Raw genomic sequence first — 15,368 nt, forward strand, 5'->3', positions numbered from 1 at the left:
AATGGTTTGGGGGCCGATGGCTGCTTCCGCGAGCAAGCGTTAAGCTGCCTTCCCCCGCTGGAGAGGAGCGTTTCTGCCATGGATGCCCCGGTAGCAACCCCGGTGACCAAACCCCGCAGCCCGGCGGCGCAGCGCCTGCACGCGGTGGCCAAGGACCTGTTCTATCGCCAGGGCATCCGGGCGACGGGGGTGGAGGAGCTCTGCCGCCTCGCCGGCACGACGAAGATCAGCCTGTATCGCGCCTTCCCCTCCAAGGACGAGTTGATCGCCTCGGTCGTGCGGGACGAGTGCGAGGAGAACAGCACCTGCCAGCTCGACCAATCCTTCGACCCGGCGCTGCCCCTGCGTGACCGGCCGGCCGCCGTGATGAAGGCTGCGGCCGACGCCTTGCGCGTGCCGGGCTTCCGGGGCTGTGCCGTCGGGCTCGCCATCGCCGAGTTCCCGGACCCGGCGCACCCTGCCCGCAAGGTGGCCGACGCGCATAAACTGAAGAAGCGGGAGCAGATCCGGCAGCTCTGCGCCGAGGCCGGGGCGCCGGACCCTGCGACCCTTGGCGATGCGATGTTGATGCTGGTGGAGGGCGCCTTCGCCGCCGCCGCCTATCTCGGCAACGACGAAGCCGCGGGCGCGCTGGAGCGTGCGGGCCACCTGCTGCTGGCCGCCGCCCTGCCCCCGCCGGCGGATTGAAAGCCCGGGCCGCCTGGCGGCCCGGAAGAAACTCCTCCCGCGTACCGAAAAGCGCATTGAAAGACCGCGAAGCGGCATGCGTTGATGGCACAGACGTCCATGGCCAGCCATGCCTGCCCCTGCGGGCAGGCCATGCGGCATACGCTGTCGCCAAGAAGACCACGCACGGGAGAAGACGACCCCATGATTCAACGACGCCAGCTGCTTTCCGCGCTGCCAGCCATGCTGGCCGCCCCGGCCCTGCTGCGGCCATCGGCCGCCCGGGCCCAGGAAGTGACGCTGCGGCTGCACCACTTCCTGCCGCCCGTGGCCAATGTGCCGCGCTACTTCCTGACGCCCTGGGCGCGGAAGGTGGAGGCAGATTCGAACAACCGCATCAAGGTGCAGATCTTCCCCTCCATGCAGCTGGGCGGCGCGCCACCGCAATTGTTCGACCAGGCGCGGGACGGCGTGGCGGACCTGATCTGGACGCTGCCGGGCTACACCCCCAACCGCTTCCCGCGGCTGGAGGCCTTCGAGCTGCCCTTCATCGCCAATGCCCGTGCCGCGGTGAATGCCCGCGCCGCGCAGGAATACGCCGAGGCGCATCTGCAGGAGGAACTGCGCGAGGTCCACCCGATCTGCGTCTGGGCGCATGATGGTGGGCTGATCCACGCCAACCGCGCCATCGCCACCATGGAGGATTTGCGCGGCCTGAAGCTGCGCTTCCCCACCCGGCTGGCGGGTGAGGCATTGCGGGCGCTGGGTGCGGCGCCGATCGGCATGCCCGTGCCGCAGGTGCCGGAAGCGCTGAGCCAGCGGGTACTGGATGGCGCCGTTGTCCCGTGGGAAGTGGTGCCGAGCATCAAGCTGCAGGAACTGGTGCGCTTCCACACCGCCATTCCCGGCAGCCCGACCCTGTACAGTGCCACCAACATCCTGGCGATGAACCCGGCGAAATATGCCGGCCTGCCCGCCGACCTGCGCGCGGTGATCGACGCCAATAGCGGCATCCAGGCCGCCGCCGCCGCCGCCATTCCCTATGACGAGCAGGCCAAGGTGGTCGAGGAGATGGCCCGTAAGCGCGGCAACCAGATCGGCGCCATCAGCGAGGCCGAGAAGGCGCGCTGGATCGAGACGACCAAGCCGGTCATCGACACCTGGCAGGCGAGCATGAAGGAGCGCGGCATCGATGGCGCCGCCTTGCTCGCCTCCGCCCAGGCCCTGATTGCCAAGCACGCCACGGCGGCCGGGTGAGCGGCACGACCGGCCCGGAGCCCGGCATGCCCGAAGCGTTCTCCACCCGGCCGCCGCCGGGTGGCCTGGTGGCGCGCCTTGCCACGCTGCTGGCCATGGCGGGCGGCATCACCCTGCTGGCGACGGCAACGTTCAGCACCGTCAGCGTATTGAGCCGCTGGTTGCTGGGATGGCCCATCCCGGGCGATTTCGAGTTGATCGCCATCGGCTCCGGCCTCGGTGCCTTTGGCTTCCTGGCCTTCGGCACCCTGGCTCGCTCCAACATCCTGGTGGATACGCTGACCGCCTGGCTGCCCGTCCGCGTCAACCAGTGGATTGACGCGTTCTGGTCCCTGGTCTGGGCCGTGGTGCTGGTGGTGCTGGCCGAGCGCATGGTGCAGGGCGCGGTGGAAACCGCGCGGTCCGGTACCACCACCATGGTGCTGGGGCTTTCTACCTGGTGGGCCGTGGGGATCGGCGCCTTCTGCATCGGGGTCACCGCCTTGGCGGCGTTTCGGTGGGTATTCCTGCTGGCACGGGGGCGTGGCTGATGGCGCCGGAATTCGTCCTGGCCGGCACCGGCTTCGCGGCGATGCTGGTGCTGATCGCGCTGCGGGCACCGATCGGCATCGCCATGCTGCTGACTGGTGCGGCGGGCTACTACCACATCGTCGGCCTGCCGCCTTTGCTGAACTATCTGAAGACGACGCCTTGGCATCTGTTCGCCAACTACACGCTCTCCGTCATCCCGCTGTTCATCCTGATGGGCAGCCTGGCGGAGCGGGGCGGCCTGGCGCGGGACCTGTTCACGGCGGCGAATGCCGTGGTCGGGCAGCGGCGCGGCGGATTGGCCATGGCGGTGATCGGCGCCTGCACCGCCTTCGGCGCCGTCTGCGGTTCCTCCGTCGCCACCACGGCCACGATGGGCCGCGCCGCGTTGCCGGAGTTGCGCCGCTTCGGCTACGACCCGGGCTTCGCCACGGGTGCCATCGCGGTCGGCGGCACGCTGGGGGTGCTGATCCCGCCCAGCGTGATCCTGGTCGTCTATGGCATCAGCACCGAGCAGAACATCGCCAAGCTGTTCATGGCGGCGCTGGTGCCGGGGTTGATGGCGGTAGCGTTCTATTTGCTGGCCATTGCCGTGACCACACGGCTGCGGCCGCGCATCGCGCCGGTGCATCCGGCCCTGCCGGCAGCGGAGCGCCGCGCCGCGCTGATCGGCGTGCTGCCGGTGCTGCTGATCGCCATCGTGGTGATCGGCGGCATCTATGGCGGCATCTTCACCCCGACGGAGAGTGCCGCCGTCGGCGTTATCGCCACGCTCGCGGTGGGCGTGGCGCGCCGGACGCTGAGCCTGCGGGATATTGGCGCCAGCATCCGCGCGAGTGCCGAGACCAGCGCGATGATCTTCGTCATCCTGCTGGGTGCGGAAGTGTTCAACGCCTTCCTGGCGCTGTCCCAGGCGCCGGACATGCTGGCGATGTGGATCACCGAACAGGGCTTCCCACCCTACGGGGTGCTGGCGGCCATGCTGCTGGCCTATATCGCCCTGGGCGCGGTGATGGATGAGCTGGCGATGATCCTGCTGACGCTACCGGTGTTCTTTCCCGTCATCACCGCACTCGATTTCGGCATGGACAGTACCGATACGGCGCTGTGGTTCGGCATCCTGGTACTCATCGTCGTCGGCATTGGCCTGACGGCGCCACCGATCGGGCTGAACGTCTTCGTCGTATCCTCGCTGACGCCGGACGTGCCGATCGCGCGCACCTATCGCGGCGTGCTGCCTTTCCTGGCGACGGATCTGGTACGGTTGGTGATCTGCGTGAGCTTTCCCGGGCTCAGCCTGTGGCTGGTGCATCTGCTCAGCTGAGCAGGCACGGGGCGGCGTTTCCCTGGCCGGCGGTCCTTTCATCGGGCCGCCGGTTGCCTAAGTCCATTCCCATGACAGATACATTCGAGCTTGAGCGATTCGTTCGTGCGCAGGGGCCGGTGCTGGCCCAGGTGCGGCAGGAACTACGGGACGGGCACAAGCGCAGCCACTGGATGTGGTTCATCTTCCCACAGCTGCGCGGATTGGGGCGGAGCGAGATGGCGACGCGCTACGGCGTCTCCTCGCTGGCCGAAGCCAGGGCTTACCTGGCGCATCCGGTGCTGGGGCCGCGACTGGTGGAATGCACCAACCTGCTCAATGCCGTGGAAGGGCGCGATGCGCACCAGATCCTCGGCAGCCCGGATGACAGGAAGTTCCAGTCCTGCCTGACGCTCTTCGCCCGTGCGGACACCGGCGAGGCCGCCTTCCGGCAGGCGCTGCAACACTACTTTGGCGGCGAAGAGGACCAGCGGACCGTGGAACTTCTGGCGGGTGGGCGGTAAGGCAAGCCGATCAGCGCCCGCACACCAGTCCCTGTTCAGCTACGGCCAAGCTTTGCGTGAGCCAGGACCGGCGCGGCAGATACCGCCATCAGCGTGGCATTTTCCAAAATCTCCTGCTCCTGACACAGGCGCAGGCCGAGCCGCTTGATCTTGCGGTGCAGGGTGGCGCGGCTGACGCCCAGGATGCGTGCGGCGCCAGAGACATTGCCGCCCGCCCGCGCCAGGGCGCGTTGCACGACGCCACGCTCGGCATCCGACAGGCCTTCTTCCAACCCGTCGCCCAGCACAGCGGCGGCGGGCAGCCCGGCCGCCAGCCGTTCATCGGTGATGCCGTAGAGGCGGCGGGCGGTGCGGGTGGCGCCGATCAGCAGGTCGTCGCGGTCCACGGCAATCAGCGCGCCCGCCTCTCCCCCGTCCGGGCCCAACAGGATGCGCACGCCCTTGAAGGCCTGGCGGAAATGCGCGGCCTCGATCCGCCTTGCGGCGTCGCCTACCGCAGCCGCGATCAGCGCGACGACACCGCGATCCGCATCCCGCCGACAGGTGGAGACATCCAGGCAGCCGGCCAGTCGCCCGAGATGGTCGTAGATGGGCGCGACGGTGCAGGAGAGGCCGATATTGCGCGTGTAGAAATGCTGGTCCCGGTGGATGGTCATGGCCCGGCCCTCGATCAGGCAGGTGCCGATGCCGTTGGTGCCCTCGCACGCCTCGGTCCAGACCGCGCCTGTCCACAGGCCAAGCTTGCGGAAATCGTCGTCATCGCCCGCCACGCCTCGCCGTTGCAGCGGCACGCCATCGCGGCCGGTCAGCAGGATGCAGCAGCCGCTATCCCCCACAGCATCCAGCAGACGGTCCAGCGTGGGCTCGGCAGCGCGGAGGAGTGGGGACATCTGCTCCCGCGCATGGCGGAGGCGGGCTTCGTCCAGGGATTCAGGTCGGCGCCAATGCTCGGGATCGAGGCCATGATCGCGCACCGAACGCAGCCAGGACGCTGCCACGGCTGACCGGACCGCGGCGGAGCGGTCCTGCAACAGGGCGTGTACGCGTTCGGCGTGGTGGGCATGGCCAGACAACGTCATGGTTCCCCCAGAAAAAAGCCGGTCCGCTGGCGACGGATCTTCTGGAAGCAAGCCTGCCACAGTTCCGCGCCGGATGCCTAATGGCTTCCGACGCGGCCCTACAGAGTGTTACCAACCGAGCCAGGCATGCTCGGGCGCCATGGTGAACTTCCAGTCCCGCACCGGGCCGGCCATGACGTTGAGGTAGTAGAGATCAAAGCCATGCGGCGCACCCACCGGGTGGTAGCCGCGCGGCACCAGCACGACGTCGCCGTCGCCGACGGCCAAGGTCTCGTCCAAGCTGCGGTCGTCGGTATAGACGCGCTGCACGGCAAAGCCGCCCGGGCGCTGCAGGCGGTGGTAATAGGTTTCCTCCAGCGCCGTTTCGCGCGGCGGGTCGTTCACGTCATGCTTGTGCGGCGGGTAGCTGGACCAGTGGCCGCCGGGGGTGATGACCTCCACCACTAGCAGGCTTTCCGCCTCCGCCGAGACCGGCAGGACGTTGCGGACATGGCGGATATTCGTGCCCTTGCCACGCGTTTCCTCGCCGACATCCTCCGGCGGGATCACCCGTGCCGGCAGTCGGCCTTCCGCCGGGGAGGTGCAGACAGCCAGCTCGCAGCCATCCGATTCCACCCGCCACTCGGCACCGGCGGGCACGTAGACGGACCACGGGCTGCCCTCGAAGGGAGAGGCGCGGCCACCGAGGCGGCCGAAATCCTGGCCGCCGGCCGTGATGCGCGCGTGGCCGGAGAGCAGGACGAGGCAGGCTTCCCGCCCCTGCTGGCGCCGTGCCAGCTTCGCACCGGCTGGCAGGCGGTAGGTTTCGAATCCCACATAGGTCCAGTTCGCCGATTGGGGCGTGATGCGGTGCGTGGCACCTTCGGCATCCGGCTTCTGCGGATGCACCAGCAATGGCGATGTCATCTGTGTCCTTCCCGCGTTCAGGCGACGGCGGCGTGGTGGCGGGCCTGCCAGGCCGTCACCAGAGTGGAAAAGCGCTGCGCCATCTCGCCGATGGCTTCCTCGTCACCGATGCGGCCGGCGAACCAAGCTCGGGCAGGCTCGGCAAAGATGCTGCGCCCGACGGCGAAGCCGCGCACCAGCGGCGTGGCGGCCGAGGCGCGGAAGGCACTGACCAGTTCCGCCAGCGGTGCGTCCAGACCCAGCATGACGATGCCACGGCAATGCGGGTCGTGGCGCTGGATCACCTGCTCGATCTCAGCCCAGGCGCGGGCATCGGCCTGCGGTTCCAGCTTCCACCAATCGGGGCGAATGCCCAGGCCGTAGAGATGGTCAAGGATGCCGGCCACGGTGCCGCTCTCCAACGGGCCGTGCGGGCCGGCGATAATTTCCAGCAGCAACTCCCGCCCCACGGTGCGGCATGCATCGTGCACGCGCAGCAACTCGCGTTCCTGCCGGCTGCGGAGTTCGGCGGGGTCATCGGGATGCCAGAAGCACAGGCACTTCACCGTCTGCTCCACCGGCCATTCGACGAGATGCGCGCCCAGATCGCCCTGCCCTTCGAAATCCAGCGGGCGGGAGGCCGGCAATTCGACCGGCCTCGCCACCCAGAAGCCCTGGTGCGACGCGTCGAACAACGCCTCTCGGCCATAGGTGCCGTCCAGCAACATGCCGAAGCCTGGGCGGCCTGCCGCAACCCGCGACGCCGCCTGTACCGCCAGTTGCTTGAAGGGCCCGATCCGATCGGCCGAAACGCCGGCCTCAGCGGCCATGGCGGCCAGCTGCGGCCGGTGGTCGATCGCCAGCGCCATCAGACTTTCCGGCTGGGGACGCCGTGTGGTGGCGCGGTGGATGTGCGACAACACGGCATCCTTGCGTAGCGCCGGCGTGGTGACGCCGTGGGCCAGGAAGTGTTCCAGTTCCACCCAGGTGGCATACTCCGGTGCGCAGAGCAGGCGGGATACCGCGATGGCGCCGCAGGCATTGGCGAAGGTGCAGCTGCGTTCCAGCGGTTCCTGCCGCAGCCAGCCGCGCAGGAAGCCCGCCATGAAGGCGTCGCCGGCGCCGAGCACGTTGTAGACTTCCACCGGGAAGCCGGGGCCGGAGACGCCATCTTCCAGCCGCGCCGGAATGGCGCCGGGAAAGACGACGCAGCCCATCGGCCCGCGCTTGCATACCAGCGTAGCGGCGCTCAGCGCGCGGATGTTGCGCAGGGCCTGCAAGGTGTCCTCGGAACCGCCGGCGATGTGCAGCTCCTCCTCCGTGCCGACGATCAGGTCGCAATCCGGCAGCAGGGCGGCCAGGCTCTGGGTCACTTGGTCGGCCCGGACATAGCGGGATTCGCCGGCATCGTGGCCGGCGACGCCCCACAGGTTGGGACGGTAGTCGATATCGAACACGACGCGGCGGCCATGGGCGCGGGCGATCCGCATGGCCTTGCGCTGCGCCGCCGCCGTGTTCGGGCGGGCGAAATGCGTGCCGGTGACGACGATGCAGGCAGCGGAAGCAATGAAATCCTCTTCCACATCTCCCTCGTCCAGCGCGGCGTCGGCGCAGTCGGTGCGGTAGAAGATCAGCGGGAAGGTCTTGTCGTCGCGCACGCCCAGCACGGCCAGCGCAGTCAGCCGCGCCGGATCGGTGCGGATGCCGCGCGTGTCCACGCCTTCCCGCGCCGATTGCTCGCGGATGAAGCGGCCCATGGCTTCGTCGCCGACACGCGTGATCAGGCCTGCCTTCAGGCCGAGCCTGGACGCGCCGATGGCGATATTCGTCGGGCAACCGCCGACCGCCTTGGCGAAGCTGGCCATGTCTTCCAGCCGGCCACCGATCTGCTGGCCGTAGAGATCGACCGAGGCACGGCCAATGGTGATGAGATCGAGCGTCGGTGCCGGCATCGTGGCCATCTCCTCCTGGCGGCGTGGGCGCGCCGGTCTGCTGCCGGTGCTGCCCGCCTCAATGGAACTGGAATTCCTAATTCCAGTCAATTATGGAATTTCTGTTCCACCACCGTGATTGCGGTGCTCCGCTGTCGCCACGGCGAGGGTCATCGCCAGGACGAGGGTGCCGGAGAGGGACCGGAAGGCGGCGTGATCCGCCTCCGTCACTTCCAGCCACACCGAGGTCGAAGGAATCAGCGGTGAGAACGGCGTGTCCGTCAGCGCGACGACGCCAATGCCGCGCTGCGCGGCGCTGCCGACTAGATCCAGCGTCGCCGGCGTGTAGGGCGAGAAGCTGACGGCGAGCAGCACGTCCCGCGGTGACATCAGCGCCACCTGCTCCGGTGCCAGGCCGCCGGCCTGGTCGACCAGGTGGCAACGAATTTCCAGCTTGCGAAGGGCGTAGGCCAGGTAGGTGACGATGGGAAAGGCGCGGCGGCTGCCGAGCAGGTAGATGGTCTCCGCCTTAGCCAGCAGCGCCACGGCGCGCTCCAGCGTGGCGGCGTCCACCGTCTCGGCCAGCCGTTCGGCGGAATGGACCGCGGCGCGGGTGAAGCCTTGCATCAGGGCGAGTGGCCCCTCCCCGCGCACCGTTTCCAGCCGCTCCCGGTACTCCGGCCACCGATCCCGCGCATGGGCGCGGAACACCGCCTGCAGATCGGAGAAGCCGGAATAGCCCAGGCTTTGCGCAAACCGCACCAAGGTGGAGGGCTGAACCTCGGCCTGGGCCGCGATCTCGCCGATGGTGCCGAAGGCGAATTCCTGCGGGTGGGCCAGCGCGAACTCGGCCGCCTGCAGAAGCCGCTTCGGCAGCGTTGCCCGCTGCTGCAGGATCAGTCCACGCAGCGCGGTCAGGGTCGTCGGGGGGCCGCCGGCGGCGGCATGAGCCTCGGTCATGCCAAGGTCATACCGCGCCGCCGCCTTGCCGGCACGCCTGCCCGTGGCCATCCGGTCAGGCTCGCAGGGCGTGGGCGCTCTCGACCGGCCACCGGCACAGGACGCGGCTGCCCAGCGCATGTGGCGGGCTGCCGGCCGGCGCGGCCACCTTCAGCACCACCTCGTCCGAGACCTGCACCTCGTAGCGCGTCGCGGCACCCAGGAAGGCGGCCATCCGGACGGTGCCCTCCAACTCGCCACCCATGGCCGAGGCAGGCTGGCCGGCGGGCACCAGGGTGATCATCTCCGGCCGCAGCGCGAGCTGGACATTCTCCCCGGTCGAGGACGACCGGTGCGAGGCTTCCAGCAGGCCGGCGGCGGTTTCCACCATCACGGTGCGGCCGCGTGCCTCCCGCACCTTGCCCGGCACGAGGTTGTTGACGCCGACGAAGTCGGCAACGAAGAGCGAGGCGGGCTCGCCATAGATCTCGGCCGGCGTGCCGATCTGCTCGATATGCCCCTTGTTCATCACCACGATCCGGTCGGAGACGGCCATCGCCTCCTCCTGGTCATGCGTGACGAAGACGGTGGTGATACCAAGCTGCTTCTGCAGCGCCCTAAGCTCGAAGCGGATGCGCTCCCGCAGCTTGGCGTCGAGGTTGGAGAGCGGCTCGTCCATCAGCAACAACGAAGGGCGGATGGCGATGGCACGGGCGATGGCCACGCGCTGCTGCTGGCCGCCCGAGAGCTGCTTCGGGTGCCGGTCGGCGAAGGCTTCCAGGCCGACCATGCTGAGCACGGTGGCCACCCGGCTCTCGATCTCCGCGGCCGGCAACTTCCGCAGCTTCAGGCCGTAGGCGACGTTGGCACGCACGGTCATGTGCGGAAACAACGCGTAGGACTGGAAGACGAAGCCGCAATCGCGCTGGTTCGGCGGCAGGTGGGTGATGTCCCGCCCCGCCAGCAGGATACGGCCGCTATCGGGTTCGCCAAAGCCGCCGACCATGCGCAGCAGCGTGGTCTTGCCGCAGCCCGATGGGCCCAGGAAGGTCATGAACTCGCCAGGGCGCACGTCGATGGAAATGCCGTCCAGCACCGTGTTCGGGCCGAAGGATTTCGTGACGCTCTGGATGGACAGATCGGACGCGTTCACCACCAGCGTACCCTCCGGACAGCAACTTCAAGAATGACGATGACACCGACGGCGAACAGGTTGGTCGCCATGGCCACGGCAGCGCCCAGACGGGTCGAGCCGCTTTCGAAAGCCTGGTAGATCGCGATAGGCATGGTGCTGATCTCGGGCGTGGTCAGCAGCAACGTGATCTCGAAATCCGAGATCGAGCGGGCGAAGACCAGCGCCACGCCGGTCAGCACCGAGGGGACGATGATGGGCAGCACGGTGGTCAGGAACGCGCGCAACGGGCTGGCGCCCAGGCTGCGTGCGGCATCCTCCACCGCGATATCGACACGCTGAAGGGCGGCGATGATCGGTTGGATCATGAAGGGCAGCGAGACGATGGTGTGGCCGAGCACGATGGCCACCCAAGGGCTGACGCCGGCGAACGGGCCCTGCTTGAACATCTGCATCAGACCGAAGGCCAGGACGATGGGCGGGAACACCAGCGGCAGGTTCACCAGCTCCGCCAACAAACCACGCCCAGGGAAGCGCAGCCTCACCAGCGCATAGGCCACCGGCAGGCCGACGAGGAAGGATAATATCACCGTCGGCACCGCGATGCGCATGCTGTGCGCCACGGAGCGCAGGATGGCCGGGCCGGATTCCCGGTACAGGTCGAAGCTGACGCCGGCGGGGAAGATGCCCCATACCAGGTCGAACCTATCATTGACCGAGAGCGAGAGCAGCGTGATCGGCGGCAGGATGATGAACAGGATCAGGCCCAGCGTCGTAGCGGGAAAGATCCAGCGGAAGGGCGGCAGGAAGCTGCCGCGGCGGGGCGCGGGCACGGGAGCGGTCGGCAGCTTTTCGGCCACCACGGTGCCGGAGAGGCCACTCACAGGATCTCTCCCTTCAGGCGATCGCGGAAGGCGCGGCGGACGATGACGAGGTAGATCGCGCGGCCGGCCAGTGTGATGATGGAGAGCACGACGGCGAAGGCGCAGATCTGCGCCATGGTGCCGGAGATGCCCAGGGACTGGATGCGGGTGAAGATTTCCAACGGCAAGACGACAATGCCCTTGGCGCCGCCGCCCAGCACCAGCGCCGCGACATAGGCGACCATGGTGCGGATGAAGATGAACACCCACACCGCCGCCAGGCCAGGCGCCGCCAGCGGCAGCAGCACGTTGAAGAAGGTCTCGCGCTCCGTTGCGCCGAGCGAGGAGGATGCGTCCTCCAGCGCCGGATCGATCATCTCGAAGAGCGAGGCCATCATGCGCACCGCCAGGGTGGCGAACAGCGCGAGGTCGCCGATGACGATGGCCATGAAGGTGCCGGAGAACTCCAGCGGCTCATCGATCCATTCCAGCTGGTGGAACAGGATGTGGTTGATCGGTCCGGTCGGCGACATGAACCACAGGATGCCGAAGATGATCGTCACCGCCGGCGCCAGGGACGGATAGGTGACGATGGCCGAAATGGTCGGTGCCAGCGCCCGGTTGCGCGCCATGAAGTAGCCGGTGCCGACGCCGATCACCGTCAACAGGCTGGCCACCACAGCGGAGATACCCAGCGTGTTGAGGATGACGGCCTGGTTGTGCGGCTCAGTCAGGATAGAGACGTAGTGCCGCGCCGTCGGCTGCATGTCCGCCAGGCCGTCGGCGCCGCCCAGGAAGGGCAGGCCGAAAGTGGCGGAGCCTGACAGGCTCTTCAGCGCAATGGACAGGAAGGGTGCGACCAGCAGCCCCAGAAGCATGAGGGCGAAAGGGGCGACCAGCAGCCAGGCCAGCCACGTCTCCCGCCGGATAAGACCAGATTTCTGCATGGTCGCAGTCCTCGCCTCAGCCGCGCCGACGGAGGATCTCGGCCTCCCAGGTCTGGACGTAGCGGTCCATCTTGCCGGCCCACTCCACCCAGTTGGTGTTCATGGTGTGCTTCTGCACATCGCCCCAGGAGTTCAGCCCGACCTGCTTGGCGTTGTTCAGTTCCAGAATCTTGTCCGAGAGCGGATGCGGGTAGTTGGCCGGGTTGTTGCTGGGGTTCAGGCCGATATCCATCATCACCTTCGCGTAGCGGGCAGAGCTGATGAGATCGAGCACCTTGAGGGCGCCGGTGCGGGACGGCGCGTTCTTCAGCAGCGCGATGGAGACCGGCAGCACGCCCAGCCCGACATCCGGCTTGGTGATGGGGAAGCCCGACACCGAGGCCTTATCGATCTGCGTGCTGATATAGATGTTCGCCAGGTTCATGAAGGTGATCCAGGCGTCGCCACGCTGCAGGCCGATGCGGTTATCGATCCAGCGCGCGTTGTAGGTCTTCACGTTGGCGTCGATGCGGCGGCAATAGTCGATCCAGCCATTCTCGCCGTACAGCTCAACGACGATCGGGATCCAGACGGGGAAGCCGCGCGGATCAGCCCAGCTCAGGCGGTTCTTCCAGCGGGGGTCGGCGAAGACTTCCCAGGTCAGCGGCGTCTGGAAGCTGCTGGCACGCACGAAGTTGGTGTTGAAAGCGGCGACGCCCCAGTTGGTGCGGAAGACTTCCAGCGTGAACTCGCCGCGCGCGAAGGCTTCCAGCTCCTTGGTGTGGGGCAAGTCGTCATACGGCAGCCGCTCCAGCAACCCGTCCAGCGCCAGGCGCTCCGGGAAGGGGCTGTCGCCGTAGAACAGGTCGGTGCCGAAGCTGCGGCTCTCGGCCTCGGTCTTGATCTTGGCGAAGGCGGGGGCGTAACCCAGCGGGTCGAAGCGAACCTCGACATCGCCCTTCGTGTCCTCGCGGATCATCGAAGTCCATTCCTGCCACAGCTTCACGTGCAGGCCAGGCACGCCCAGCACGTTCACCACCTGCGCGGCGCGGGCCGTGCGGTGGAGGAAGGGCGTGGCGAGGGCCGCACCGGCGGCCCCTTGCAGCAACCGGCGGCGGCCGAGCGCCGCCAACCCGTCGCGCCAAATTCCGAAATCACTGGTCATGGCATTTCCCCCATTTGTTTTTTCGTTGTCCGCCCGTGCGGGCGGGGTCGTCAGGCGTGGGCGGAGAGTTGCTGCCGCACCGCGTCGCGCACCGCTTCCGGCGTGATGCCGAAGTGGTTGTAAAGGTCGGCCGGCTTGCCGCTGGCGCCGAAGCCGTGCATGCCGACGAAACCGCCATGGCGGCCGATGATGGCGTCCCAGCCTTGGCGGATGGCGGCCTCGACGGCGACCTTGGCCGGCGCGTCGCCGATCACCGAATCCTGGTATTCCCTGCTCTGCTCAGCGAACAGCTCGAAGCTGGGGATGGAGACGACGCGCGCCTCGATCCCTGCCGCCCGCAGCAGGTCGCGGCCCGCCAGGGCGATGTGCACTTCCGAGCCCGTGGCGAAGATCGTCGCCTGCGCCTTGCCCTGCGCGGCCGCCAGTTCATAGGCGCCGCGGGCAGAGCGGTTCTCGGTCGTCTCGTCCAGCCGCACCGGCGGCACTTCCTGGCGGCACAGCGCCATCACGGAGGGGCGGCGGCGTTCCTCGATGGCGATCTGCCAGCATTCGGCGGCCTCGATGCCATCGGCCGGGCGCAGCAGCAGCAGGTTGGGAATGGCGCGCAGGGCGGCCAGATGCTCCACCGGCTGGTGGGTCGGGCCGTCCTCGCCCAGGCCGATGGAGTCATGCGTCATCACATGGATGGAGCCGACGCCCATCAGGGCCGCCAGACGCAGCGCCGGGCGGCAATAGTCGGAAAAGGCGAGGAAGGTACCGCTGGCCGGAATCATGCCACCATGCAGCACCATGCCGTTCATCGCGGCGGCCATGGCATGCTCGCGGATGCCCCAATAGACGTAGCGGCCGGAGAAGTCGTCGGCCGAAATCGGCTCGAAGCCCGGGATTTTGGTGAAGTTGGCGGAGGTCAGGTCGGCCGAGCCGGTGACAATCTCGGGGATGGCCGGCACCAGCGCCTCCAGCACCGCTTCGGACGCCTTGCGGACAGCCATATTCTTCGGGTTGGCCAGGAAGCGCTGCTTCGCCGTGGCGATGGCGGCATCCAGGCCAGCCGGGCGGTCATTGCTCACGGCAGCCAGGAAGGCGGCCTTGGTCTCCGGCGCGGCGGCATCCAGCCGCGCCTGCCAGGCCGTGCGCGCGGCGCGGGCGCGGGTGGCGGCGGCGTCCCAGGCCGCACGGGCATCGGCGGGAATCTCGAACGGTGCCGCGGTCCAGCCGAAATGGGCGCGTACCCCCTCGACTTCCTTGGTGCCAAGCGGCGAGGAATGTGCGGCCGGCGTGCCCTGCTTGGTCGGCGCGCCGAGCCCGATCACGGTCCGGCAAGCGATCAGGCTGGGGCGCGGGTCGGCCAGCGCGGCCTCGATAGCGTGGGCGACGGCTTCATGGTCGTGCCCGTCCACCCGCTGCGTGTGCCAGGCGGAGGCGTCGAAGCGGGCGATCTGGTCGGTCGCGTCGACGAGGCCGATATTGCCATCGATAGAAATATCGTTGTCGTCGAACAGGACGATCAGCCGGCCCAGGCCTAGGCGTCCGGCCAGGGTGATGGCTTCCTGGCTGACCCCTTCCATCAGGTCTCCATCCGAGGCGAGCACCCAGGTGCGATGGTCGACCAGCGCGTCGCCGTAATGGGCGGCCTGCATCCGCTCGGCCATCGCCATTCCGATGGCGGTGGCCAGGCCCTGGCCCAGCGGCCCGGTGGTGGTCTCGATGCCGGTGGCATGGCCGTATTCCGGGTGGCCGGCGGCGCGGGCACCCAGTTGGCGGAAGGCCTTGAGGTCCGCGATGGACATATCCTGATGACCCATCAGGTGCAGCAGCGCGTAGAGCAACATGGAGCCATGGCCGGCCGAGAGCACGAAGCGGTCCCGGTCCGGCCAGTGCGGCTGCTGCGAGTCGGCCTTGATGAAGCGGCCGTACAGCACCGCCGCCACATCCGCCATGCCCAGCGGCAGGCCGGGATGGCCGGAAGCCGCATGCTCGATGGCGTCCATGCTGAGAGCGCGGATGGCGTTGGCCATCAGGCGCAGGCTCGCCGTATCCGGCGCGCTGCCCCGCTGTGCGTCGGCGACATCGCGCGTGGCACGGATGCTGGGTGCGGCGTGGTCAGGCATGGACATTTCCTCGTTAAGCCCGCGGCGCTCCGACCCTCCTGGGCGGGACGCTGCGGTTA

At 68.3% G+C, this 15,368-nt stretch carries 14 protein-coding genes; 5 read left to right on the forward strand and 9 right to left on the reverse strand.

Annotated elements, in window-relative coordinates; genetic code table 11:
* Positions 1-78: 78 nt before the first annotated feature.
* From IBL26_RS16935 to IBL26_RS16955, 5 genes are all read left to right on the forward strand, one after another.
* Positions 79-687, forward strand: coding sequence for a TetR/AcrR family transcriptional regulator (locus IBL26_RS16935; protein ID WP_187785688.1), 609 nt, complete (start codon positions 79-81; stop codon positions 685-687).
* Between the two features lie 183 nt (positions 688-870).
* Entirely contained in the window at positions 871-1,923 is a 1,053-nt protein-coding gene (locus IBL26_RS16940) for a TRAP transporter substrate-binding protein (RefSeq protein WP_187785689.1), read from the forward strand.
* Positions 1,924-1,949: 26 nt separating this feature from the next.
* Positions 1,950-2,453, forward strand: coding sequence for a TRAP transporter small permease (locus IBL26_RS16945; protein ID WP_187785690.1), 504 nt, complete (start codon positions 1,950-1,952; stop codon positions 2,451-2,453).
* On the forward strand, positions 2,420-3,775 hold the full coding sequence (locus tag IBL26_RS16950; RefSeq protein ID WP_367615454.1) for a TRAP transporter large permease: 1,356 nt from the start codon (positions 2,420-2,422) through the stop codon (positions 3,773-3,775). The genes IBL26_RS16945 and IBL26_RS16950 overlap by 34 nt, the downstream gene beginning before the upstream one ends.
* 71 nt (positions 3,776-3,846) lie before the next feature.
* Complete coding sequence (locus IBL26_RS16955; RefSeq protein ID WP_187785691.1) at positions 3,847-4,278, forward strand: DUF1810 domain-containing protein; 432 nt, start codon at positions 3,847-3,849, stop codon at positions 4,276-4,278.
* Positions 4,279-4,313: 35 nt separating this feature from the next.
* Here IBL26_RS16955 and IBL26_RS16960 read toward each other — a convergent pair whose 3' ends face one another.
* From IBL26_RS16960 to tkt, 9 genes are all read right to left on the reverse strand, one after another.
* The gene (locus IBL26_RS16960) at positions 4,314-5,168 is read right to left on the reverse strand and encodes a helix-turn-helix domain-containing protein (RefSeq protein ID WP_241749484.1); all 855 of its coding nucleotides are present in this window, start codon (positions 5,166-5,168) and stop codon (positions 4,314-4,316) included.
* Positions 5,169-5,465: 297 nt separating this feature from the next.
* Positions 5,466-6,263 (reverse strand): 5-deoxy-glucuronate isomerase, encoded by a 798-nt coding sequence (gene iolB, locus IBL26_RS16965; protein WP_187785693.1) that lies wholly within the window; start codon positions 6,261-6,263, stop codon positions 5,466-5,468.
* A gap of 17 nt (positions 6,264-6,280) precedes the next feature.
* Complete coding sequence (locus IBL26_RS16970) at positions 6,281-8,194, reverse strand: bifunctional 5-dehydro-2-deoxygluconokinase/5-dehydro-2-deoxyphosphogluconate aldolase (RefSeq protein ID WP_187785694.1); 1,914 nt, start codon at positions 8,192-8,194, stop codon at positions 6,281-6,283.
* A 90-nt stretch (positions 8,195-8,284) separates the two neighbouring features.
* Entirely contained in the window at positions 8,285-9,133 is an 849-nt protein-coding gene (locus tag IBL26_RS16975; protein ID WP_187785695.1) for a MurR/RpiR family transcriptional regulator, read from the reverse strand.
* 55 nt (positions 9,134-9,188) lie between these two features.
* On the reverse strand, positions 9,189-10,265 hold the full coding sequence (locus IBL26_RS16980) for an ABC transporter ATP-binding protein (RefSeq protein ID WP_367615455.1): 1,077 nt from the start codon (positions 10,263-10,265) through the stop codon (positions 9,189-9,191).
* Positions 10,262-11,128, reverse strand: coding sequence for an ABC transporter permease (locus IBL26_RS16985; RefSeq protein ID WP_187785697.1), 867 nt, complete (start codon positions 11,126-11,128; stop codon positions 10,262-10,264). Before IBL26_RS16985 ends, IBL26_RS16980 begins: the two co-directional genes overlap by 4 nt.
* Positions 11,125-12,054 carry an ABC transporter permease gene (locus IBL26_RS16990; protein ID WP_187785698.1) on the reverse strand — a complete coding sequence of 310 codons (930 nt, stop codon included), beginning with the start codon at positions 12,052-12,054 and terminating at the stop codon, positions 11,125-11,127. Before IBL26_RS16990 ends, IBL26_RS16985 begins: the two co-directional genes overlap by 4 nt.
* 16 nt (positions 12,055-12,070) lie before the next feature.
* Complete coding sequence (locus IBL26_RS16995) at positions 12,071-13,198, reverse strand: ABC transporter substrate-binding protein (RefSeq protein WP_187785699.1); 1,128 nt, start codon at positions 13,196-13,198, stop codon at positions 12,071-12,073.
* A 50-nt stretch (positions 13,199-13,248) separates the two neighbouring features.
* Complete coding sequence (gene tkt, locus IBL26_RS17000) at positions 13,249-15,309, reverse strand: transketolase (RefSeq protein ID WP_187785700.1); 2,061 nt, start codon at positions 15,307-15,309, stop codon at positions 13,249-13,251.
* Between the last annotated feature and the right edge of the window lie 59 nt (positions 15,310-15,368).

The organism is Teichococcus aerophilus (assembly GCF_014490485.1).
GTDB classification, from domain to species: domain Bacteria; phylum Pseudomonadota; class Alphaproteobacteria; order Acetobacterales; family Acetobacteraceae; genus Pseudoroseomonas; species Pseudoroseomonas aerophila.